Annotated in this window: 22 protein-coding genes; 15 read left to right on the top strand and 7 right to left on the bottom strand. The window is 41.9% G+C overall.

All coding sequences use genetic code 11. The features are described from left to right. Positions 1-34: 34 nt before the first annotated feature. From M595_RS16655 to M595_RS16635, 4 genes are all read left to right on the top strand, one after another. Positions 35-511: a CAAD domain-containing protein gene (locus M595_RS16655; protein ID WP_023067524.1), complete on the top strand. Its 477-nt coding sequence runs from the start codon at positions 35-37 to the stop codon at positions 509-511. Between the two features lie 274 nt (positions 512-785). Then, positions 786-1,982, top strand: coding sequence for a cobalt-precorrin-5B (C(1))-methyltransferase CbiD (gene cbiD / locus M595_RS16650; RefSeq protein ID WP_023067476.1), 1,197 nt, complete (start codon positions 786-788; stop codon positions 1,980-1,982). A gap of 255 nt (positions 1,983-2,237) precedes the next feature. Next, positions 2,238-3,857 carry a glutamine-hydrolyzing GMP synthase gene (gene guaA / locus M595_RS16640; protein ID WP_023067511.1) on the top strand — a complete coding sequence of 540 codons (1,620 nt, stop codon included), beginning with the start codon at positions 2,238-2,240 and terminating at the stop codon, positions 3,855-3,857. A 355-nt stretch (positions 3,858-4,212) separates the two neighbouring features. Continuing rightward, positions 4,213-4,557: a hypothetical protein gene (locus M595_RS16635; RefSeq protein WP_023067493.1), complete on the top strand. Its 345-nt coding sequence runs from the start codon at positions 4,213-4,215 to the stop codon at positions 4,555-4,557. Between the two features lie 84 nt (positions 4,558-4,641). On the opposite strand, the gene M595_RS16630 is transcribed toward M595_RS16635, so the two are convergent. Then, positions 4,642-5,028 carry a Mo-dependent nitrogenase C-terminal domain-containing protein gene (locus tag M595_RS16630; protein WP_023067487.1) on the bottom strand — a complete coding sequence of 129 codons (387 nt, stop codon included), beginning with the start codon at positions 5,026-5,028 and terminating at the stop codon, positions 4,642-4,644. A 488-nt stretch (positions 5,029-5,516) separates the two neighbouring features. On the opposite strand from M595_RS16630, the gene M595_RS16625 reads away from it, so the two are divergent. Both M595_RS16625 and M595_RS16620 read left to right on the top strand, forming a co-directional pair. Continuing rightward, positions 5,517-7,217, top strand: coding sequence for a tetratricopeptide repeat protein (locus tag M595_RS16625; RefSeq protein ID WP_023067512.1), 1,701 nt, complete (start codon positions 5,517-5,519; stop codon positions 7,215-7,217). Between the two features lie 60 nt (positions 7,218-7,277). Then, positions 7,278-8,180 carry a type II secretion system F family protein gene (locus M595_RS16620; protein ID WP_040484229.1) on the top strand — a complete coding sequence of 301 codons (903 nt, stop codon included), beginning with the start codon at positions 7,278-7,280 and terminating at the stop codon, positions 8,178-8,180. A 61-nt stretch (positions 8,181-8,241) separates the two neighbouring features. Here M595_RS16620 and M595_RS16615 read toward each other — a convergent pair whose 3' ends face one another. After that, positions 8,242-8,808, bottom strand: coding sequence for a DUF3177 family protein (locus M595_RS16615; protein WP_023067480.1), 567 nt, complete (start codon positions 8,806-8,808; stop codon positions 8,242-8,244). A 187-nt stretch (positions 8,809-8,995) separates the two neighbouring features. Continuing rightward, the gene (locus tag M595_RS16610; protein ID WP_023067491.1) at positions 8,996-9,226 is read right to left on the bottom strand and encodes a Calvin cycle protein CP12; all 231 of its coding nucleotides are present in this window, start codon (positions 9,224-9,226) and stop codon (positions 8,996-8,998) included. Positions 9,227-9,638: 412 nt separating this feature from the next. Here M595_RS16610 and M595_RS16605 point away from each other — a divergent pair, with 412 nt between their 5' ends. From M595_RS16605 to M595_RS16585, 5 genes are all read left to right on the top strand, one after another. Continuing rightward, on the top strand, positions 9,639-10,907 hold the full coding sequence (locus M595_RS16605) for an FIST signal transduction protein (RefSeq protein ID WP_023067501.1): 1,269 nt from the start codon (positions 9,639-9,641) through the stop codon (positions 10,905-10,907). A gap of 166 nt (positions 10,908-11,073) precedes the next feature. Then, positions 11,074-11,673: a hypothetical protein gene (locus M595_RS16600; protein ID WP_023067475.1), complete on the top strand. Its 600-nt coding sequence runs from the start codon at positions 11,074-11,076 to the stop codon at positions 11,671-11,673. A gap of 311 nt (positions 11,674-11,984) precedes the next feature. Continuing rightward, on the top strand, positions 11,985-13,043 hold the full coding sequence (locus M595_RS16595) for an ABC transporter ATP-binding protein (RefSeq protein WP_023067471.1): 1,059 nt from the start codon (positions 11,985-11,987) through the stop codon (positions 13,041-13,043). A gap of 24 nt (positions 13,044-13,067) precedes the next feature. Next, entirely contained in the window at positions 13,068-13,868 is an 801-nt protein-coding gene (locus tag M595_RS16590) for an ABC transporter permease (RefSeq protein ID WP_023067522.1), read from the top strand. A gap of 5 nt (positions 13,869-13,873) precedes the next feature. Continuing rightward, positions 13,874-15,733: a GldG family protein gene (locus tag M595_RS16585; protein WP_023067510.1), complete on the top strand. Its 1,860-nt coding sequence runs from the start codon at positions 13,874-13,876 to the stop codon at positions 15,731-15,733. Between the two features lie 98 nt (positions 15,734-15,831). Here the strand turns inward: M595_RS16585 and M595_RS16580 are convergent, their stop codons facing one another. Further along, positions 15,832-17,232, bottom strand: coding sequence for a diguanylate cyclase domain-containing protein (locus M595_RS16580; RefSeq protein WP_023067470.1), 1,401 nt, complete (start codon positions 17,230-17,232; stop codon positions 15,832-15,834). 392 nt (positions 17,233-17,624) lie between these two features. On the opposite strand from M595_RS16580, the gene M595_RS16575 reads away from it, so the two are divergent. After that, positions 17,625-18,392: a DUF4340 domain-containing protein gene (locus tag M595_RS16575; protein WP_023067503.1), complete on the top strand. Its 768-nt coding sequence runs from the start codon at positions 17,625-17,627 to the stop codon at positions 18,390-18,392. Here M595_RS16575 and M595_RS16570 read toward each other — a convergent pair. Further along, complete coding sequence (locus M595_RS16570) at positions 18,389-18,856, bottom strand: hypothetical protein (protein ID WP_023067514.1); 468 nt, start codon at positions 18,854-18,856, stop codon at positions 18,389-18,391. The two genes, M595_RS16575 and M595_RS16570, sit on opposite strands and share 4 nt — an antisense overlap. Before the next feature lie 633 nt (positions 18,857-19,489). Between M595_RS16570 and M595_RS32755 the strand changes: the two genes are divergently transcribed. Both M595_RS32755 and M595_RS16565 read left to right on the top strand, forming a co-directional pair. After that, on the top strand, positions 19,490-19,972 hold the full coding sequence (locus tag M595_RS32755) for a WD40 repeat domain-containing protein (RefSeq protein WP_083492834.1): 483 nt from the start codon (positions 19,490-19,492) through the stop codon (positions 19,970-19,972). A gap of 152 nt (positions 19,973-20,124) precedes the next feature. Beyond that, a complete protein-coding gene (locus M595_RS16565) occupies positions 20,125-20,643 on the top strand; it encodes a hypothetical protein (RefSeq protein WP_023067484.1) in 519 nt (172 codons plus the stop codon). On the opposite strand, the gene M595_RS16560 is transcribed toward M595_RS16565, so the two are convergent. Beyond that, the gene (locus M595_RS16560; protein ID WP_040484227.1) at positions 20,640-21,557 is read right to left on the bottom strand and encodes a DMT family transporter; all 918 of its coding nucleotides are present in this window, start codon (positions 21,555-21,557) and stop codon (positions 20,640-20,642) included. The two genes, M595_RS16565 and M595_RS16560, sit on opposite strands and share 4 nt — an antisense overlap. A 176-nt stretch (positions 21,558-21,733) precedes the next feature. Between M595_RS16560 and M595_RS16555 the strand changes: the two genes are divergently transcribed. Then, positions 21,734-22,474: an alpha/beta hydrolase gene (locus M595_RS16555; RefSeq protein ID WP_023067506.1), complete on the top strand. Its 741-nt coding sequence runs from the start codon at positions 21,734-21,736 to the stop codon at positions 22,472-22,474. Here M595_RS16555 and M595_RS16550 read toward each other — a convergent pair. After that, positions 22,471-23,409 carry a RusA family crossover junction endodeoxyribonuclease gene (locus tag M595_RS16550; RefSeq protein ID WP_023067499.1) on the bottom strand — a complete coding sequence of 313 codons (939 nt, stop codon included), beginning with the start codon at positions 23,407-23,409 and terminating at the stop codon, positions 22,471-22,473. The two genes, M595_RS16555 and M595_RS16550, sit on opposite strands and share 4 nt — an antisense overlap. Between the last annotated feature and the right edge of the window lies 1 nt (position 23,410).

The raw sequence follows: 23,410 nt of genomic DNA, 5'->3' as shown, positions 1-23,410 counted from the left end.
GTTGTTTGTTCAAGAGTTTATTTAGGAGTTTAACATGGAACCAGAAATTACTAGATTGAATAATAATCCAGAGCTTGAAATTAAAAAGCCTAAAAATGTTAATAAAGAGTCTAAATTTGAAGAAATAAATGTAGAGGTAGAAAAGCCTTTTGATCACGGGTTAAACGAAAATTTGTTTCAAGAAAATGAGAGTTATAAAGAAAAGTTTTTATTGTTTGGCTATCAAGCGTCAAATTTTATTGATAACGTACCAGATTACATAAAATACTTTTGGAGTGCATACAAGCGAGTTATTTTTGTTTTTGTCTATGCTTTGTTAGCCTTGCTAATTTTTGTTATTATAACAACTATAATAAAAGCTCTAGATGGTTTACCTCTTATAGCGACGTTTTTTCAATCCGTAGGGATATTATATACAATTTGGTTTTCTTTTAGGTATATAATCACCGCTGAAAAACGCCATAAACTAATTAGCAATTTTAATGAACTCAAAAAAAATGTTATAGGTTAAACAATTTTATAATGGACTTAATTACAAAAATCAAGTCCAAATTTATTTTATCTAAAGATCATTTATATCGTTGATTTTAAGTAATTTAACGGATTAAAATTTTATTTTTTTACGCTACTAAATTTGAGATTATCCGTAAATTTCCGTATTGTATTTTCAAGATTTTCAGGCTAATTTGAAATTAAATAAGTAAACAACACAAATATAAAGGAAAATTAGTATAGGATTTTAACTGTTAAAATAAACAATATTCCTTCATGCTCAAATTCAATTAATGAACCATTCTCAACCGCGATCAGGATATACTTTACCCGTGTTTGCTTGTGCAGCAGCTATAGCAGCATTCAAGTATTTATCTGAAAATAATCAACCTATAAATACTGTTGAACTTGATTTAATTGAACCCGCTCAAACTGTCGAAATTCCCATTGAACAAATTGCTAAAATTCAACCTAACACCGCCTTAGCCGTTACCCGTTCCGATCCGGGAGAGAATTTAGATTTAACCCGCAATACTCCCATTTGGGCGATGGTAGAATTAATTGAAAATACGGTTAAAACTTGTGAGAATCAAACAAATATTATCCCAGAACAAAACGAACAAATTACCTTAATTGGCGGCGAGGGAATTGGTTACGATAAAAATAGTGGAAATTCAGCAATTTATCGTTATGCGAAACAATTATTTAAAGAAAACTTAGAACGATTACTCAAACCAACAGACAGAATACAGATTACAATTATCTTACCAGAAGGTCGTCAACTGGCAAAAAGAACCTCAAACGAAGCCTTTGGAGTCGTAGAAGGATTATCCCTACTCGGTACAACAGGCATCTCCCAACCCCTCAGCGCACCCGGACAACTCGAAGCCTATTGCGAGGAACTCAACCAAAAAGCCACTCAATATAAATCCTTAGTTTTTTGTGTGGGAGAAAATGGCTTAGATCTCGCCCAAAAATTAGGAATCTCCCCCGAACAAACCGTCAAAACCGCCAATTGGTTAGGGCCAATGTTAGCCGCAGCCGGACTCGCAGGAATAGAATCTATTGTACTCTTTGGTTATCATGGAAAATTAATCAAGTTAGCCGGGGGAATTTTTCATACTCATCATCATCTCGCTGATGGACGTCTAGAAATATTAACCGCTCATTGCGCTAACTTAGGTCTATCCACCGAGAATTTACAGACAATTTTTCAGTGCGAAACCACCGAAGCTGCATTAAACCACCTGCGAAGCCTCGATCAAAATTCCGGATCACAAAACTTGAGTTGGGTCAAGCAAATTTATGAATCGATCGCATCTACAATTGACCAAAGATCAGAAGCATATATCCGCGATCGCGTACAGCAACAGGTTATGGTGGGTTCAGTATTGTTTGATCGTCAGCGCAAAATCATTATAAAAAGTGCAGCAGGCGATACACTTTTAACGAAAATTTGCTATTCTAGTCAAAATAATCACTTGCTCTAATCAGTCGAAAAATCGAGTTGTTACCCCAGCTCAAATCAGTCGGAAAAAAGTATTTGATTTCCCAGCCCCAAGCCCCGATGAAAGAGCAACTCACAACTGGTCTTCTGGGATATTCCCAGACAACGGTGCGCGAATCTGTTCCTCACCTAGTCAGTAACAGAAAAAACCCTCTCTATTGGCTGAATTCGGCGAAGATAGAGAGGGTCTGGTTATAGTTATCCAAGTTCTTATTTATTCATTAATCCCAACCTCGATATGGCTCCCCAGACCGAGACAGTAACTCAACCCCAATCAGACACCCCTATTGTTGGGGAAGTCAACCGACAAATGATCGTCATTATGGATTTCGGCTCACAATACTCAGAGCTAATTGCTCGCCGGATTCGAGAAACAGAAGTCTATTCAGAAGTTATTTCCTATCGCACCACGGCTGAACAACTCGCCACCTTAAACCCCCAAGGCATTATACTCTCTGGCGGCCCGAATTCAGTCTACGATCAAGGTGCGCCCCATTGCGATCCCAATATTTGGAACTTAGGTATTCCCATTTTAGGCGTCTGTTATGGGATGCAATTGATGGTACAACAGCTTGGCGGTCAAGTCGAACGCGCTCAACGGGCTGAATACGGAAAAGCCTCTTTACTGATTGATGATCCGACTGACTTACTCACCAACGTCGAAAATGGTTCAACCATGTGGATGAGTCACGCCGACTCTTGTACTGAGTTACCAACTGGCTTTGAAATTCTCGCCCATACTGAGAATACTCCTTGTGCGGCGATCGCAGAACACGAACGGAAACTCTACGGCGTTCAATTTCACCCCGAAGTCGTTCACTCAGTCGGCGGTTTAGCCCTAATTAGAAATTTCGTTTATCACATTTGCAACTGTCAACCCACCTGGACAACCGAAGCCTTTGTCGAAGAAGCGATTCGAGAAGTTCGGGCTAAAGTGGGTGACAAACGGGTTTTACTAGCGCTTTCCGGTGGTGTAGACTCCTCAACCCTGGCGTTTTTAATGCACCGAGCCATTGGTGATAATCTCACTTGTATGTTTATCGATCAAGGCTTCATGCGGAAATATGAACCCGAACGCCTGGTCAAGCTGTTTGAGGAACAGTTTCACATTCCCGTACAATACGTTAACGCCCGCGAACGTTTTCTCACCAAACTCGAGGGAGTCACTGATCCAGAAAAAAAACGTAAAATTATTGGTCACGAATTTATCGGAGTATTTGAAGAAGAATCCAGCCGACTCGGGCCATTTGATTATCTCGCTCAAGGTACCCTTTATCCAGATGTGATCGAGTCAGCCGATACCAACGTTGATCCGCAAACCGGAGAACGAGTCGCCGTCAAAATTAAAAGTCATCATAATGTCGGTGGTTTACCCAAAGATTTACGCTTTAAACTGGTTGAACCTCTGCGGAAATTGTTTAAAGATGAAGTTCGTAAAGTCGGACGTTCGATTGGTTTACCCGAAGAAATTGTTCGCCGCCATCCATTCCCGGGGCCAGGACTTGCCATTCGGATTATCGGGGAAGTGACACCTGAACGTCTAAGAATTTTGCGGGATGCAGATTTTGTGGTTCGCGATGAAATTAGTAAACAGGGAATTTACCACGATTTTTGGCAAGCTTTTGCGGTGTTGCTTCCGGTTCGTAGTGTGGGGGTCATGGGAGATCAACGTACTTATGCTCATCCGGTGGTTCTGCGGTTTGTCTCCAGTGAAGATGGGATGACAGCCGATTGGTCACGGGTTCCCTATGATTTATTGGAAATCATCTCAAATCGGATGGTCAATGAGGTCAAAGGGGTTAATCGTGTGGTTTATGACATTACCTCCAAGCCACCTGGAACGATTGAATGGGAATAGATCTCAGTGACCAGTGATTAGTGATCAGTGACCAGTTAACAGTTAACAGTAAATAGAGAATATTGATAACTGTAAAAGCTGGTTACTGGTGACTGTAAATTAGTTAGCCCGCCAGCGTCTTGCTTGCACTCCTGTTTTCAGTACAAATGAAAATGCTTTCTAATTTCTACACAGATTTCAACTTCCCGGAAAATGTTAAGAAAAATTCACTAATAGCTTAAGAACAGGTTATATTTTGTGGAAAAGCTCAAAAAGTTTGTGGAAAAGTGGAAAAGTTTTGTGGAAAACTTAATCCTAGTTAGGAGAACAAATGAGTCAATGATTGTCTTATTCGTGACCAAGTGTTGAGAGTTCTATGGATTATAAAACAGCCCGCAACTTCCTGATCACTCAAGGAAAAGCCCTAGAAACACAAAAAAATCCCGATGCTTTTCTGATCCGCCTCAAGCAAGGTCAGCCTCCTATACCCGGTCAACTCACGTCAATTTTGTTAGCGTTGAAAATAGTCTTTGATGCGGCGAAAGACAGTTCAGCCCTAGAACGAGAATTAGTTTCTGCTTTGTATAAATTATCAATAGAAAGTCACCTGCTGTTTGAAGAAGGTCGGAGTCGGGGCGTTGAATGGCCACCATTGTTAAAAGAAGATATCAAGCGAGTTCGTCTGGCGGTTGGGAGTATTTTTTCGGGTCAATGGTCTTGACACTGGAAAATAAAAATGAGAGGTCAAGAGGACTGAGTTTTGAATGACGGGTGCTTTTCAGCCCTCCCAAGCGATCAGTCGTTTTCAGTTTGTACAATAGGGCGTAATATCTTCCCCACAGACATCAGCTAGATAACACAATGCTCGAAACCGTAGGCTAACGACTTCTTCGTAAACCGGATTGAGTTTGCATAAGGGGGGAATATGGACAATTACTCGACCTCTAAACTGAATTGTCCGCTCAAAAGGACATTGGGCGGGAATCAGTTGACATAAAAGTTTAGCAAGTTTAGGGTCTTTGACTTCAATCCCCTCAAGCGACTGTCGCAAGGGTTTTAGAGGAGCAAACTGAGGTTTTGAACCTAAGAATTGCTTTAAGCTTTTAGAGATGCCTTCAGAGGCATTTTGTCCGTGAGACTTGACCCAACTCGCAAGGGCTAGATGGGGCATTGTATAATATGCAATATTCATTAGTTAACTCATTCTATGCCGACAAAATGCAAAAGCATCCTACTATTAGGGTCTACAGCACTTTGTCGATCAGATCCGAATAGCTAGGCAAAATCAACTCAGGAGTGAACCATCCAATTCTTGAGTCTGCTGAAGTTCCCGACCGAAAAACTGAGGGGGTGAAACAACAGCATGACAACTCCCATGAACCATCTTGCCCTATTTGGGAATATTTATGTCGAAATTTGAATCAAAACTATAAATAAAATATATATATTCTATAATTTATTTATATCTTTAAGTGGTTGACAGAGTATTTTAAGTGTGATAGGTTAACCAATTTAAACAGACTATTTCAGAAATCAAAAGCTGCGGGAAAGTCAAACTCGGGTGTGTGAACCCAGCAGAACCCACAGAGGAAACTCGATTCAAAAAAGAACAAAACCTTGTTCAGTCGGCAATTAAAATAGAAAAATAAAAAGTCAGCACTCAGAAGTCAGAGGTGGCAAATGCCAGAAGAATTGACCTCCCTAGCTCTCCCTTTAAAATCTTCATCTCCTGCAAAACCAACTGCAACATCCCAGTCCAGACTATTTGGTATCTTTAAAGCCTATCCCGAGTTTAGGCGCGGAAATCGGTTATACGCACTCGAGCGCTTTGAAGCCGCATTTTATCACTATGACCAAGCCATTCAATACAAGTCAGACTGGTATGCAGGCTGGTTGCGACGGGGAAATTCCCTCAGAAAATTACAACGCTACAAAGAAGCCCTAGCCTCCTACGATCGCGCCATCAAAATCAAACCCAAAGACTATTGGGGATGGACATTTCGGGGAATTACCCTATCCAAACTGGAACGATACCCAGAAGCGATCGCCTCCTTTGACAAGGCCATTAAAATCGAACCGCAAAATTTTGAAGCTTGGTACGAAAGAGGACTCGCTTTAGAATCAACTTTTCAATTTTCCGCCGCCGCCGCTTCTTATAAAAGAGCCATCGAAATTAAACCCGATATGTCAGCCATTTGGTACCATCAGGGCAATGCGCTGATGAATGAAGAACGCTACGAGTCGGCTGTAGAATCTTATGATCGCGCCGTACAGTTGCAACCCGATAACTTTGAAGCCTGGTTTAATCGGGGTGAAATGCTGATGAATCAGTATAAATATTCCGAAGCGGTAGCCTCCTATGATCGCGCCTTGCAACTCCAACCCAAAAGTTACCAAGGTTGGTTTAATCGCGGGATCGCCCTGCAAAAACAACACAAATATGCTGAAGCCGTTGCTTCCTACGAACAGGTCATTCAGCTTCAACCCCAAGACTATGAAGCCTGGTTTTATAAGGGTATGGCGTTAAAATCTCAATGGCCGGAAGCCGCTTTAAGCAGTATTGATCAAACCCTACAAATGAATCCCGACTCCCCGGCAGTTTGGATCAGTCGCGGTCAAATTCTCCTCGATCTCGGACAATATCATTCTGCGATCGCCGCGTTTGATAAAGCCACCCAAATTAACACAAACTTTCCCGAAGCCTGGTTGGGTCGAGGGATTGCCTTGTGTGAGTTGGGACAATATCAAGAAGCAATCATCGCCTATGATAATGCCTTACAAATTGAACCCGATTTTCTCGAAGTCTGGAACTGTCGAGGTGAAGCTTTAGAACAGTTGGATCGCTATGAAGAAGCGGTAATTGCTTATGATAAAGTATTACTCCTGACTTCAGAAAATCAAACCCTAGCAACACAAGCCGGATTACAACGAGGCGAAGCGTTAGAAAAGTTAGAGCGATACTCTGAAGCGATCATTGCGTATAAAAAAGTTGTTCGACTCCGACCCGATAATTTTGAAGCTTGGATCAAACTCGGACAAGCTTGTGAACAGGTGCAGCAGTATTCTAGTGCCTTTGAAGCCTACAGCCAAGCCATTCAAATTTGGCCGGATAATTATACGGTTCGGTTGATGTTGGGGAGAGTGTTAGAAGCAACTCACCAATATCAGCAAGCGATTAATACCTATGATCGGATTATCCAACGTCAACCCGATTGTTGTGAAGCCTGGATCAGACGAGGACAAACTTTTGAACAGTTGCAGCGCTATCCAGAGGCGTTTGCTTCCTATGGAGTCGCTCTAGAACTCAAACCGAATCATTCCGAAGCGATCGCAAAGCGAAATCAACTCTTAGTTAAGTTGCAAGCAGGTAATGGTGCTTAGGAGATTCGCCATCTTCTGATGCCCCTTTGTGCAACAATATGGGGTTAGTATTTGGAACGCATGACTCCGCAACAGAAGGCTCGATTCTTCTCAAAGTTCGCGACTTTGCTCAACTCTGGCTTTAGTATCCAAGAGATCATTGACTTATTGGTTCAACAAAGTGATGATCGATTGGCTCGTTATCTCAATAAAGTCAGTACAGCCGTTGCTTTGGGAGACGATCTCGCCTCAGCACTTGCTCATGCGCCTCGGTACTTTGATCGCTGGACAATTAGTTTAATTCAAATTGCTGACTATAGCGGTGCATTGCCAGAAATGTGCTATCGTTTGTCACAAATTGCTCAACAAGAACATGATTGTCAGAGTCTTTACCGTTCTGTTAAAGTGGCTGCGATTACAACGATAGTGAGTATTTCGGGATTAATTATTACTCTGCTTTATATATCTAAAAGTCCGATTTGGGTTTGGGTGTTGGTGGGAATTTTTCTTATTGCTTTGGGTTTTATCGCCCCTAAAATTGCACCTCGTTTACCTTTAGTTCGGCGAATTTTTACCGCCCGTTCGATGCTTGACCTCGCAGAACTTGAACTTCCTCTCAATTGTGGTATTCCGGTTTTAACTGCGATTGAACTGGTTCGCGATCGCATTCCTAAGTCTTCCAAAATGTCTGGAACGCTGACAATTGCTTTAGGTCAAATTCCAGCCGGGTATACTTTCAGCCAAAGTGTGGAAGGTCGTCTACCCTCTATTGCTATTCAAATTCTGCGGACTGGAGAAGAAACAGGTCATCTCAATATCGCTCTACATAAACTCGCGAATTATTATAATAAACAGTTTGAGCAAACGATGTATTTATTGCAAGCCATTTTAATTCCGTTGAGTCTTTTAGCAGCAGGTGGTTTAGTGGCTATTTTAGCAATGGAAGCCGTTAAATCTTTGTTTATTTTACTACCCGATTACTAATTACAGTAACCTGTGAACAGCTAAAAAAACGGGTCACTGATCACTGTAAATTGTAAACGATTTAATGTCCAGTCGCTGAACGTCCTTGTCTTCCGAGTTTGACCACGACAAAATAGCCAAAACAAATCAGATAAACCACTAAACCCGATAATCCAAAAAAACCTAAGAATTGTGGTGTCAAATTGGGATGAAACATCTCCTTATACATCCAAGGCGTATCTAACCAAATGCGACAAGTTTGATCAGAAATCAACCCATTCGTATCCAAAAATGCACACCGTAAAAAGGGAATAAACAGCAAAGCGCCCAACCCATTATAAACCGATACAGCCCATCGCCAGGATGTAAAGCTCAACTTCAATAGAGAAGGTTGTAGATCTTCAAGTTCTTCATTGAGATCAACCCAAAACCATAAACTGACCACAATCAAAATTCGGGCGAGGATCGAAGTGATAAAGCTAATCGGAAAAGCAGCAATCATCAAGTACAGCGTAATGACCAGTAAACTAGACACCCGCCAATAAATCACGAGTAAACGTTGGATCGCATCAATTTTTTGCAGAAAAGCCCAAAAAAGCAAAATTAACGGAGCAATAACTGTAAATAAAACAGCTAGTCTATAGTCCATCCAAATAAAAGATTCCAATACCGGAATGTTAGCGAATGGTAAAATATTTAACATCTCCTAATATTTAGAGCAACAAATTCAACATCAATCAAAAGGGAAGCAACTGGCTCGACATTTGTCAAGACTCAGTTGCTCACATATGCTACAGCCTTTAGTTCACTCGAAGACGTTTCCGCCTGAACAGCTTTTAGTCTTCATAAACGCGACACTCAGCCGCATCAGGATTATCATCACAATAGACTTCAAAAGAAGACTTAGGTTTCTTCTGTTTTTGATGAGCAGCTTCAGCTTGTAACTCCTCGACAGCATCCCAAGCGGCTGCACATTCGGCAGAACTAGAACCTTGAGTATCGCAAGCAGAGCGAGCCTGTTGACGCTCCTGCTCAATCATTTCATCAATATTATTATTATTGGTCATTGTGGATTCGCCTCAACTACATATTTCCTTACAAAGAATCAGCCTAACTGAAAACTAATGAGTCATCAAGTTCGGCTATTTCGCTAGACGGCTTTGCTTAATACTCTAACCACTACTGATCAGTGATAACTCAATCCCCAGCTTGAGCGAGGTATTCCTCTTGATTTTTTAAGGTTTGCTTCTTCACATCTGCTACAAATACAGCTTAAGCTACCAATCGTATATATTTTATCTAAACAAAGCACTCATGTCCCCCACCATAAGCGTGATTTGTCAGTACCGAGAGATGGAGAGGTGGGAAATTGGGAGATCTTGCTTTGTGCCTTCTAACTTCTGCGGGACAAGTATGAATTTCTAGATAAGATGAGGCAATTGTGAGCAACTGAATCAATTCAATATCGGAGAGTTTAAGATGCTAGAACCAACAACAGAGCAAATTCAGTGGGTTAACGCCCTCTCAAAACGCCCTTCCCTAGAAGCTGCAATAGATGAAGTCGTCGAACAAATTCAACAAGCACTCCCCGCCTCGCCCAATTTTGGCTTAGTCTTTATCTCCTCTGCCTTTGCCAGCGAATATTCTCGACTGATGCCTCTTTTGCAAGAGCGACTCAACCTTTCAGCAATCATCGGCTGTGGTGGCGCGGGTATTGTCGGCGTCAATTCTAACAGTCAAGCCGAAGAAATCGAAGGAGAACCCGCCCTCAGTCTGAGTTTGGCTCATTTACCAGGTGTTCAAGTTCACCCCTTTCATTTGTCGGATGTTAGCCTACCCGATCTCGATAGTCCTCCCGAAGCCTGGGTTGATTTGATCGGAGTCGATCCAAGCGAACAGCCCCAGTTTATTCTGCTCGTTGACCCCATGTACAATCGGATTAATGATTTACTCCAAGGGCTTGATTATGCTTATCCCGGTTCAGTCAAGGTTGGAGGTTTGGCCAGTGGGGGTTTGAACAATATCACAGCCGTTTTTCACGATTCCCAACATTATCAAGGAGAAGTCGTGGGTGTGGCTCTGTGCGGTAACATTGTCTTAGAAACTATCGTGGCTCAAGGTTGTCGTCCGGTTGGTCTGCCTTATCGAGTCACCAAAGGAGAGCGTAATATTATTCTCCAACTGGAGCAAGAGTACGGTTCTGGTGAGTTATCCTACGGTGGCTCGGGAGAATCGCTCTCACCCTTAGAGGCTTTGCAAGAATTGGTACAAGATTTGAGCGAACCTGATCGACAACTTGCTCAAAATTCCCTCTTTGTGGGCGTTGTTCGAGATGAATTTAAACAACAATTAGAACCCGGAGATTTTTTGATTCGCAACTTATTGGGGGTAGATCCACGGATTGGGGCGATTGCGATTGGGGATCGGGTTCGCCCAGGACAACGAATTCAATTTCACCTCCGAGATGCTGAAACCTCAAAAGAAGACTTGCAAGCATTACTGACTCGTTATCAACAGCAACATCCAAATTCATCTCAACTGAGGGCAAATGCAGGGGCTTTGATGTTTTCCTGTTTAGGACGGGGAGAAGGTCTCTACGGCGAACCTAACTTCGACTCTAGCCAATTTCAACGTTATCTCAATATTCCGGTCAGTGGTTTATTCTGCAATGGGGAAATCGGCCCGGTAGGAGAAGGGACGTTTCTACACGGTTATACTTCTGTTTTTGGAATTGTCCGTCAACCCTGACTATTCTTTGACTGAGGCTCAAAATTCCTCTGTTCCGTTGTTTGGGTAGCAGTTAGCAATCGGGATCAGGTTGACAGACTGTATTCGCTAACTGCTCATTGCTCTAAAATTAACGGTAAGAAAAATCTGTCGATTTGTTCAAGCTAGAGCTGTTACTTCAGAACTTATGAACCAAAATGCCGAGTCACTTGCTCATCTCCAGCAAGTTTTTAAAGTAGGCTTGGAAAGATCCCAGATGATGTTAGAAACGATTGCCAAGTCTCCGATTGAGTTAAAACTAAAAACTTTAGAGATTATTCCTCGTGAACAATTACTTTCTCAACTCAAGTCTTCCCTCAATTTGACCGAAATTAGTGCGATGGAACTGATTTTTTCAGGACACTATGAGGGCATGGCGCAATTGGTTTTTCCGACTGAAAGTGCAAAATTATTGATTAATCTCATTGAAACCCAAGAACGACGAAAATTGGATCAAGACCAAGTTGATCAAGGAATTTTAAGTGAGGTGGGTAATATTTTTTTTAATGGTGTTATGGGAGTGATGAGTACGCTCAGTAACTATAGTATTACTTACATGATTCCTAAATATAAAGTGGGCAATATTGGACAACTTCTATTGTCGAGTTGGTCGAAAAACTATTCTTCTGCCCTGATCGGTAGCGTTGAATTTTCAAGTCAAAGAGAACTTTGGTTTTGGTTTCAGGTTAGTAGCTTAGAACCCTTGTTAGAACAAAGTCAAAAAATTTCGGATTATTTTGAAACCTGATTGCCCAATTGAATAGCTTTTGCTCAGTTCGCTCTTGATTCGCTCAAATAGACCAGGCAGGACTTGATGATGAAAAAGGAAGAACTGAAGGATGTCACAACTCTTTGTACTCCTAGAATGAACTTCCAATTTAGAATTGATCATTGATCATTGATAATTTGAACAAAAACTGGGGATTGACATCCTCACTTTCAGGTCATCAATTTATAATTTATCATTCATAATTCTGTTAAAATTATAATTTTGGTGACGTCTCCAAGCTGAGATACTATTTATTCTTAATCGCATCATTGCAGTTTAACCCACCCCCCATGATCGAAGTCGAAAATCTGTGTAAGATCTATGGTTCAACCCCCGCCCTTCAGGATGTCTCATTTTCAGTGGAAGCCGGAGAAATCTTAGGATTCTTAGGGCCAAACGGAGCCGGAAAAACCACCACATTGCGAATCCTCTCCGGCTACCTCCCCGCCACCAGTGGCACCGCTAAAATCGCTGGTTATGATGTCCATGAACAGTCGATAGCCGTCCGTCAACGCATTGGTTATCTCCCCGAAAACCCGCCATTGTACCCCGAAATGAGCGTGGAGAGCTTTTTGTACTTTGTCGCACGGATCAAACGAGTCGTCGCAGGCGATCGCAGACCAAACGTCGAAGCCGCCCTGAAAAAATGTGGACTGTGGGAACGGCGAAAATCCCTAATTCGCAAACTCTCCAAAGGCTACCGTCAACGGGTTGGTATCGCTCAAGCGTTGGTTCATGATCCCCCCGTGATTGTCCTTGATGAACCCACCGTCGGTTTAGATCCTCGTCAAATCATCGAAGTCCGTAACCTGATTAAAAGCCTTGCTGGAGACCATACAATTGTGTTGTCTACCCATATTCTGCCAGAAGTGAGCATGACCTGTAATCGGGTGACGATTATTAACCGAGGTCAAGTGGTGGCGACGGGAACCCCAGAAACCCTCATGGAAGAACTCACCGCCGGATCAGGATATGAACTCGAACTCGACAGCACGATCGATCCCGAAAAATTAACCAGATTAGAACAAATTTCAGGTGTGCGATCGCTACAATATCTTCCAGAGAGTCTAGAAGATCGCCGACAAATTCAAATCTTCTGTGAACCCAACAGCGAACCCGGGCCGGAAATCGTCGCTGCCTGTGTCTCTTGCGGGTTTAACCTCTATGAAATGCGCCGCACTCGCGCTAGTCTAGAAGATGTCTTCCTAGAACTTACCACTCAACAAGTCACTCCGACTGCCGAAGATATGATCGAAGTCGAAGAAACTCAACCCGAAGTACCCGAACCTCTAGACGAAAAACTCGATCCCGTAGACAATAATCAACAAGACATCGACGAACCCGACTGATCGCCAACCCCTTAACCAATCATTATGCTTGTCACCCTAAGCAGCCTTGTTGCGATTTATCGTAAAGAACTCCAAAGTTACTTTGCCTCTCCGCTGGCCTATGCGATCGCCGGAGTCTTTTGGGTGTTGACTGGATATTTCTTCGTTGCCGTTTTGTTAGGGCCAGATGGTTTAATTCAACAAGTCGCCCTTCTCGATCAGTCGGGAATTACTGATCCCCCTATTGACTTACCCTACGAATTTCTACAAGTCTTTTTGCGACTGATGGGTTCGATGTCATTGTTTGTTCTGCCAATGCTGTCGATGGGACTCTACGCTGAAGAACGTAAACGGGGAACCCTAGAACTACTCGCCACATCTCCGGTGACCAACTGGGTCGTCGCCACGGGCAAATTACTCGGCGTTCTGACGTTTTACGCCACGATGATCTTACCGTTAATGGCATTAGAAGCAGTTGCCCTGAGTGCGGCTGAACCCCCCATGTCTCCCGCAATTTTCCTCACTGCCCATGCCGGGTTAATATTACTTGCAGGTGGGGTACTCTCATTGGGAATGTTCATCTCATCTCTGACCGAAAGTACAATTTTATCGGCAATTTTGACCTTTGCCTTAGTTTTATTTTTGTGGGTGATCGATATCATTGGTAATAGCGTCGGTGGCAACTTTGGAAATGCTTTAGCTCATCTATCGTTGATTTCCAACTATACCAATTTAGTTAGAGGGGTTTTAGATACCAGTAGTCTGATTCTATTTGGGAGTTATATTATTTTAGGAGTGTTTCTCACCGCCCAGTCCATTGATGCCTTGCGCTTCCAGCGTTATTAAATCTTATGAAACAGAAAACAGCACCCAGTTGGAAGTTTTTTAAATATACCTTTTGGCTAGGCCCATTTTTAATGATTATGGGCTTGTCCGCCGGGTTTGTTTCCGGCAGTTGGGAACCAGTTCCATTGGGGTTAATCATCGCTGGGGCGGTAATTATTGGGTTGTGGTTTTTGTTTCGTGTCTATTTTCGTCAAGGCGATAGTCTCAAACATCCCTATTGGAGTCGTCGTTCTACTCAAGCCGGAACAAATGCTTTTGCGGCGACGGTTTCTGTCTTTTTAATTGTAGGGTTGATTAACTTTTTGGCGGTTCGTCATGCAGTTCGTCTTGACTTAACTGAAAACCAACAATTTACCCTGGCACCTCAAACTCAAACGCTTTTAACGAATTTAGAACAACCGATTAAAGTTCTGGTTTTTGATCGTTCTGGAAACCCCCAAGCTAAAGAACTTTTAGATCAGTATCGTCGTATTGCTCCCGAACAGTTTAACTATGAATTTGTCGATCCGCAAGTACAACCGGGAGTCGCTCAAGAGTATGGGGTGAGTGAATTTGGTGTAGTCTATTTAGAGTCAGGAGATCGACGCCAGTCGCTGCGAAAGGAAAGTTCAGAAGCACTCACCGAAGCCCAACTCACGAACGGGATTGAACAACTTCTCAGTAACCGTATTCCTAAAATATACTTTCTACAAGGTCATGGTGAACGTCCGTTAACTGATGGACAAGGCGGTTTAAAAAATGCGGTTAATGCTTTAGACGAGAAGAACTTTGTGATTGAACCTCTGACTCTCACTCAACAGTCTACGATTCCTGAAGATGCCGATGTGATTGTGGTTGCTGGGCCACAACGTCCGTTATTTGAAGGAGAAGTTGAAGCGTTAGACGAGTATTTGGAACAAGGGGGGAGTTTGTTGGTGATGATTGACCCCAAAACTGAACCGGGGTTAAATGAGGTATTAGACAAATGGGGCGTGAAAATTGATGATCGCCTGGCGATTGATGCGACAGGAAGCGGTCGGTTAGTCGGACTTGGGCCGACTGTTCCCATTGTACGAGAATATGGTGAACATCCGATTACTCAAGAGTTTAATAATGGCATTTCTTTTTATCCTTTAGCTCGTCCGGTGGAAACTCGCACTGTCGAGGGGATTACAGAAAGTCCTCTGATTTGGACAGAAGCAGAGAGTTGGGCGGAAACAAACTTAGCGAGTCGGGAGTTAGAATTTAATCCAGATAGCGATCGCAAAGGGCCGTTATCATTAGGAGTGGCGTTAACAAAACCTGTAGAGGTAGAGGTTTATCAAACTTCTTCTCCAACGTCTGAAGCCGCAGAAAACACCGCAGAAACTTCAGAAGAAACAACCGCAGAAACTCCAGAAACTTCAGAAGAAACAACCGCAGAAACTCCAGAAACTTCAGAAGAAGCAACCGCAGAAACAACTGAAGAAACCCCAGAAACTCCAGAAACTTCAGAAGAAACAACCGCAGAAACAACCGCAGAAACTCCAGAAACTTCAGAAGAAACAACCGCAGAAACAACCGCAGAAACTCCAGAAGAAACAACCGCAGAAACAACCGAAGAAACCACAGAAACCACAGAAGCAAGGTTAGTGGTATTGGGAAATTCTCAATTTGCGACAAACGGTTGGTTTGAACAACAACTCAATGGAGATATGTTCATCAACACAGTGAGTTGGTTAAGTAAACCTGATCAAGTCACACTTTCTATCCGTCCTAAACCTGTAACTAACCGTCGCATCGCCATGACTCCGGTTTTAGGACGATCAATCAGTTGGGCTGCTTTAGTGATTTTACCCTTATTTGGATTGATCACCGCAGCAATTTTGTGGTGGAGGCGAAGATAATACCCGATTCTTTTTTCGGCGCTATTCTTTCTCTGACTTGAAGCGATAGGAATTATATGTTCGCTTCATCTAATTTTCATCTAATTTAGGGTCAAAAATTATGACACATCTGAGAAAAATTGATATTGATTTTTACCCTGTTGTTTAGCTAAATACATGGCTTTATCGGCGTTTTTTAGCAGTTGGTGAGGATATTTTCCATCTTGAGGAATCAAAGCAATTCCCATACTAACTCCGACGTTAACTGTTTTGCCAAATAAGTTTATAGAAGCATTTATCGTCTCGACAATTCTATCGGCAATTTGTTGAACTGTATTAGTCTCATTGAGATTGTGCAACAAAACCACAAATTCATCACCCCCCAGTCGCGCAACAGTATCGACTTCCCTGACACAAGATATCAGACGTTTTGCAACTTCGATCAAAACCAAATCCCCGGCTTCATGTCCGAATGTATCGTTAATAGGTTTAAAGCCATCAAGATCTAGATAAATAATCGCACTTTGAGTATTATAACGATGAACTGTTGCTAAACTCTCCGCTAATTTTTCCATCAATAATAGACGATTATCAAGTCCAGTCAGCGAGTCATGTAAAGCCAGTTGTTCGAGGTAATGTTTAGCTGTTGTTAGTTCACCAATAGAAGCGGCTAAGACTAGACTAACAATCGCAGCAACATTAATAAATAACCAGAGTAAAATCAAAGTATTCAGTAGTGAAGGGGAGATGAAAGGGCCTACCTGATGAGCAACTCCAAACAAAGCAAATCCAGAAATGAGAAAAATAGCCGTAGAAGCACCCCGAGTCCCAAACCGCAATGGCGCCCAAACTAAGAAAGGATAGACGAGAAAAGCAGGTAAAACGATACTTTGAGACAAAAACCAACCGTTAAAAACAATTCCACAAACCAAAGTTAGAGAAGAAAACAGAAGAATCGCTTCAGTTTTGCGTTGTAAAGATAACTTGCGGTTACGCAGGGAAGCCCAGGTAATACAAATCGGAGTGATTACTAATATTCCCATTGCATCTCCCATAATAAACTGTAACCAAAATGAAGCTAGTTCTTCCTTGGACATTACCCCTGCTAACCACAAACTCGGAACATCAATGAGTGAACTAATAATAGGGCTGAAACCTGCTCCGTATATAATCAGGTTTAAAGCATCTTTGATGCGATTAAGTTCGGGGTGAAAGTGTTGTTTTTTTAGCAAATAAGCCCCCGCAACTCCTCCCAGTGATGAACCTGTCGCCATCGCCAGTATTGTCAAAACAGGTAAGGAAAAAAAGAGATTAGCAAGAACGACGCCGCAAAAAATACCCAGCCATAAACGATAACCATAAATTAATAAAGCCGCTAACCCAATACCCGCAGGAAGCCAAACAAGAGTAACGCTTCCCCCAACGACTGAAAAAATCTGCCCAAACTTAGCAGCACTGGTGTAAAGTAGGGAGAGAACAATAATGCGGATAATATCAATCCTGATCTGAGAGTTGAGCATTGCACAAAAAAAATGGTATTGCACTACGCGAATACATGATTGTCATTTCTAAATCCTAAAACCCCTTCCCAGTCTACTGTTCCCAGATCCGGTGTTCCCTGTTCCCGATTCAAGTAGCGCTATATTGCTCTTTAAGGAATGAGTGTAAACCTATCAGGGAATATTTAGAGAATTTTTCTTCCCTTTGTTGACAAATTGTTATAACCTCTTAAAGATAGATTAAATTAGTGGCTCAATTCTGAATGAAACAGTCGTAATTTTCTCAAGATGATTCTAGCTCAACTGTCAATTCGGTTAAATGGTTATCTGAATTGTCATCAATATTTGATAGAATAGAACATTCAAGTCACTCTTAAGAATGACCCAGTGATTTTAAATCTTGTAAAAATCCCATGAAGTTTCAGCGTTCTACTCTGATTTTAATGCTTGTTGCGCTCGGTTTAGCCGGATATGTTTATGTTTTTGAGGTTCAGCAAACATCTCAACAGCAAAAAATTCAAGCTGTAGACAAACAAATTTTTTCCTTTTCCCGAGATGATGTTCAGTCAGTCACAGTACAAACACCCGAAGAAACCATAACCGTTGAACGAACTTCTACAGAAGATAACTCTGAAGAATCTCCCTGGAAACTCACTCAACCTGTTCAAGTCTTAGCAAATCAAGCAACTGTAGACTTTTTATTAAATCAATTAGTCACGGATCAAAGTATTCCTGAAGAACCCAGTTTAGGTTTGCGTCGCCTCACTGTTTCCCCAGAAAAATTATCTGAATATGGTTTAGAGAATTCTCAACAAATTGTCGAAGTTAAACTCAAAAACGAAGAAATATATAAGCTAACGATAGGAACAAAAGACTTTAGTGGTCGTTCAGTTTATGGTCAAACAAATACACCCAAAACCGAAGAAGAACTCTCAATATTAGTCATTCCAGAAGGGATTCTCTCCGCGATTAACCGCCCGTTAGAGGAGTGGGAACTTCCCCAAGCTGAACCCGAACAAGCCGAAACAGAAACTCCTTCTCAGCCCTCCGAAACAGTACCCGAAACTGAAAGTTCTGAACCTAATACTCAAAACTCACCTGAAACAGAAAATCCCTTTTCAGAACCCAGTCTTGAACCGCTTCAAAGCCCAGAACCTTCCGAACCCGAAAATACACCTTAATTAAACAATTCCACACAGTGATTAAACCAATCTTGTGCGCCTTCACTGATTTGATTCGCCGTAAAAGTATGAGAATAGTCTTCCACATCTAAACTCTGATTAGAAACATTCATTTCCCAACCCTTTACTTCTTCATCTCCCATCACGGGGTAAGCATAAGTTAGGTTTTCAATTTGACGAGTTGCTGACTGATAATTCCCTTGAAAACAAGCCCCAATATCAGAATTTTGGATATAAACCAAACCCCGAACTTGGTCATTTTTGTCTTGCATATAAACAATATATTCCGCTCCAGCTTCAGTCGCCGAGGGGGTTTGACCCCGGAAATTCACTTGAGAAGATTCTCGTTGAAGGAGAGGTGTTTTTACAGGAGTAGCCAAAGACATCTCAGGAACAACAATCAAACTTAAGATAGTTGTCGCCAGAGTCGCAAAGATGCTATGAGAATAGAATTTTAAGTCCATATTAATGTCCCCGATTAGTGGTGACCTCTCTATAACCACAACTCGGGAAAGTTCAATTCCTGAAAGTAATCAAAAAAGACTGTAAATCTATCCTTTCTCAAAGAGAGTGTGTGTTTGTAATGTTATATTTCAATTTCTGCTCACAATTGCGAAAAGGTAACGTTTCACCTGTCCAACTTAGTCCACTTCACTCCACATCCAGAAAAACTCATCTAATCAATTTACCACTACATCGGTAGATTATTTCTAATATATCTACTGTTGAATGCTTCTAAATAATCTTTGAAATACACTCCCAAAGCCTGATTGATTTATCGAGAGCAGGTTTTTTTCTGATCATAAAGTTCGGGGAATTCCCCTAAGTTTAACGACCCCATCAAAGCCTCAAATGAATAGTACAAAGTATTTGCAGGCGTTTCAAACAGTCGCTTGCTTCGGGGATGTTGTTTCATCTATTTTAGAAATGAACGAATCAACTAATCAATAGAACTCTGTCATGTTGAGCCAAACGAAACATCTAATAGACACGCACATTGCACTTCGGGTGACAGTTTCATTAAAACATAAAGAGTTAATGAGATTCGTCTTGAACTCATTGGACATCCCTTAATATTGGAGGAAAAATCGAGTTAGATTACCAATACTCAGCAACGTCTATCCCAAGCCCTCACCGGACACAATGGCCCGGTCTATAGCGTCAGCATCAGCAACGATAACAAAACCATAGTTTCTGGCGGTGGTGACAGCACCATCAAAGTCTGGAATCTCCAAACCGGAGAATTAATCCGCACTCTCACCGGACACAATGGCTTGGTCTATAGCGTCAGCATCAGCAACGATAGCAAAACCATAGTTTCTAGCAGTCATGACAACACCATCAAAGTCTGGAATAGAGAAACCGGAGAATTAATCCGCACTCTCACCGGACACAATAACCCGGTCTATAGCGTCAGCATCAGCAACGATAACAAAACCATTGTTTCTGGCAGTTATGACAGCACCATCAAAGTCTGGAATATAGACTTGGACTGGTTAATGGAGCGTAGTTGCGATTGGGTGAGAGGTTATTTGCAGAATCCTACTGTTAAAGAGGAGGATAAGGGGTTGTGTGATTGAACCTCTCCCCCAACCCCTCTCCTGCGAGGCGAGGGGAGTAGAAGGCGAGGGGAGTTAGATAACGGGTAACTGGTTGACTGTTCACTGAATATGGTATCCTCCAGTTCAGATTGTAAATTTGCTAATAACCGTCCTTTTCCAGAGGATCTTCGATGAAACGCAAACATTTGATTTGGCAGGGAATGACATTATTACTCGGGACAATGTTCTTCGGAACGGCTTTTGCCCGAGAACTTTCTGAACAAGAGAAAACCGTCGTTTGCAGACTCAATGAGGTGGTAGCCGAAGCCGGGAGAGACGGTTATGAGTTGATTTTCTGGCCGGTTGTTCGCAAAGGGCCTCCGAATATTAGTGCGCCTCTAACGGTTAAACTAGATCCGTCGGTGGAGTATCTATTTGTGGGGTATTGCGATGAAAATTGCAGTGATGTTCAACTCAAAATCTCTAACCTGTCTGGAGAGGAACTCGGCGCCGAAGAAGATGTCTTGTCGGTGCTAACCTTTGAACCGCCCTACACGGATGACTATGAGTTAAGCTTGCGAATGGCAGACTGTACCACCGAAGATGGATGTTTCTTTGGTTTGGGTATTTTAGCCCCCAAAGGTGCGGCTGTTCCCTATGCGTCTCGTTTACCGCGAGAGTTGGCTCAGTTTGAGTTGTGTGACTCCTAGTTTGACGCTCCTTGAAATAATAATACTATCCCTGCGATCGCTATGATTGCCCCGAAAATTGCTCTAAGGCTGACTCGATCTCCCAGACTCGCTGCAATGGGTAATACAAACAGAGGACTGGTGGAATTAAGTGCCTGAGCAATACCCGCAGCCGTAAATTTCAAAGCCGTTTGTTGCAACCAAATTCCCAAGTATGTGCCTAAAAATGTTGCAAGTCCGATCAGTGCAAATGTGCGTTTAGACTGCAAGGGTTTAAAGACGAAATTAAAATTTTCACGTTTAACAAACAGCCACAATAATAATACCACAGTTCCACCCGATAAGCGTAATAATGTACTCCATAACGGGCTAATTTCGGTTTGGGTGAGGGCGAGGTGAGATAAAAGAATTCCGACTGCCTGACAGATTTCTGCAAGTAACCCAAATAATAATCCCCGTCGTAAATGGGTTGAACCAACGACCCCTTCTCCAACTCGTTCTGTGATCACCCAAGCGACTCCCAAAACCGTTAAAATAATCCCCAACCAAGCCGAAAGCGAAAGTCGTTCTTGCAGAAAAATAAACGCTAATATTGCCGTCAGGGGCGGGGCTAGGGTTTCTATTAATAAGGCTCGTCTTGGCCCCAAACATTTTAAGGTGGTAAAATAAGCACTATCTCCGATTGCTATTCCAATGATACCACTGAGTAGCAATAATCCAATAATCGTTAATTCGATATCAGGAAATAGACTCCCTCGCAAAACAACTGTTAACAGTAATAAAGCGATCGCAATTATACCTTTAATTAAGTTTAATCCAATCGCCGGAATTTTCTGTCCAACTTGACTGTAAACCACTGAAGACAGCGACCAAAAAAAAGCGGCAAGTAAAGCGGCAAATTCACCTTGAAAGTTTGTTAAAATAGAAAGTTGCATCATCTGAAATGCTCAAATCTCTGAACACAATCAACGCATGATAACAGGTTCAGAGCAAATTTGTTATAATCTAGAGCGAAGTCAATCCAAGTTTTTGATCTCTGTCTTTTTATAGATGAGTTTAAAAAGAACTGAGTTCAGATTAAAAGTGGATTATTGTTTTAGAGCAAAAAAGGATGGTAAACTCTCCCGAAATCAAACCAAAAGAAAACGTCGAACAATTTCAAAAAACGTTAAAAGATATCTATTTTATTAGCGGGTTGGGTGCGGATAGACGAGTGTTCAAACGATTACAAATTGAAGGATATCAGCCTGTTTATATTGATTGGTTAGATCCAGAAAAAGGAGAATCTCTAGAAGATTATGCCAAACGTTTAACCACTCAAATTAAATCTGATCATCCGATTGTGGTTGGGCTTTCTTTTGGGGGAATTGTTGCGGTAGAAATTGCTAAACAGATTGAAGTCGAGAAAGTTATCCTGATTTCGAGTACAACAAATCAGTCAGAAATTCCGCCTTATTTTAAATTTTTTAGACAATTTCCCATTCATCGCATTTTTCCATTTAAAAGCTTACTTTGGGCGGTGTATTGGATATTATTTTGGTTATTTAGTTTAGAAACGATTGATGAACGTCGGTTACTCAGAGCAATTTTGCAAGATACGGATGCGGGTTTTATTAAGTGGGCGATTGACAAAGTTGTGATGTGGAAAAACGAGACTATCCCAGATAAATTATATCATATTCATGGGTTGAATGATCGCATTTTCCCGGTTCGTTTCCTCAAATCTGACTTTTGGAGTGAAGGCGGGGGACATTTTATCGTGTTAAATAAAGCCGAACAAATCTCTAAATGGTTAGACAATCTTGTTCACCCTAGGAATGTTATCCCAAAAAATAAAAATAAATACAATTAAAGGGGCTGAATTTCTATCCAAACTCCTGTTTCTTTGGTTCCCGAAACATATTCAACGGTTAACCGAGGAAGACAACTTAAGCGATCATCCATTAACACTCCCGCCCCATTTAAGGTTAGGGCATCTAAACAGGCTCCCGCCATATTATCTAAGTCAGAATTAGTGCGATGATTGCCAAAGAAACGAAGGGCGACTGCGGCTTTTTGCAAGGGGAATTTATGAGTTGAGTGAAACTGAGACATTTGACGATAGAGTTCAATTTCTGCCCGATTTCGCCATTCTCGATAACGATTGGGCATATACGTTCCATTGGAAGTTACGCGAGGACGAGCTTTAGGAACGACTGTTCCAGAAAGACAAAATCGAACTAAATCGCCTATAGAATTGGGTTCAGAATTAGATTCAGAATTCCCAGAAATCGGGGTAAAATCAACATCAATAATAGATTCGATCACCGATTCCTTGGGGGAAGAAACAGGGCTAGGTTGCTGTTTTAGCTGCTCTGGAGAAGGTTTAGACTGAGGTTGAGTGGGTGATGAAGTTGGTTTGACAACGACTTGAGATTCAGTCTTAGACTCGGTTAAAAAGCGAGGTGAATCAGCTTGACTCGGGTTTTGAGGAGATAAAATTGAACGTTCAATATTGTCTTGAACTTGAGGATATTTCCCCGCCATCCGCATATACATTTGAGCGGTTTGTAACGTGAGATTACACTGAGTTTTTAACCAATTTTCCCAGGTTTGAGTAGAAACAAAAGGTTGAGCTTTGAGTAACAGCGCTCCTGCATTGCAAGCATGAATGAGGGAAGTTTTGGGAGATTGAATGCAAAGTTGATGTTCTTGATGAATGCGAGTAGCAAATTGATCAAGTTGATCGTTTTTGGGTTTGGGGAGTGCAAAAATGGAATCTGTGATTACGTTTAGGGGGCTGTTCACA

The sequence above is a fragment of the Lyngbya aestuarii BL J genome, assembly GCF_000478195.2.
Classification (GTDB): Bacteria; Cyanobacteriota; Cyanobacteriia; order Cyanobacteriales; family Microcoleaceae; genus Capilliphycus; species Capilliphycus aestuarii.
Note: the sequence above shows the minus strand (reverse complement) of the source record. Positions and strands in the feature narration are given on the sequence as shown.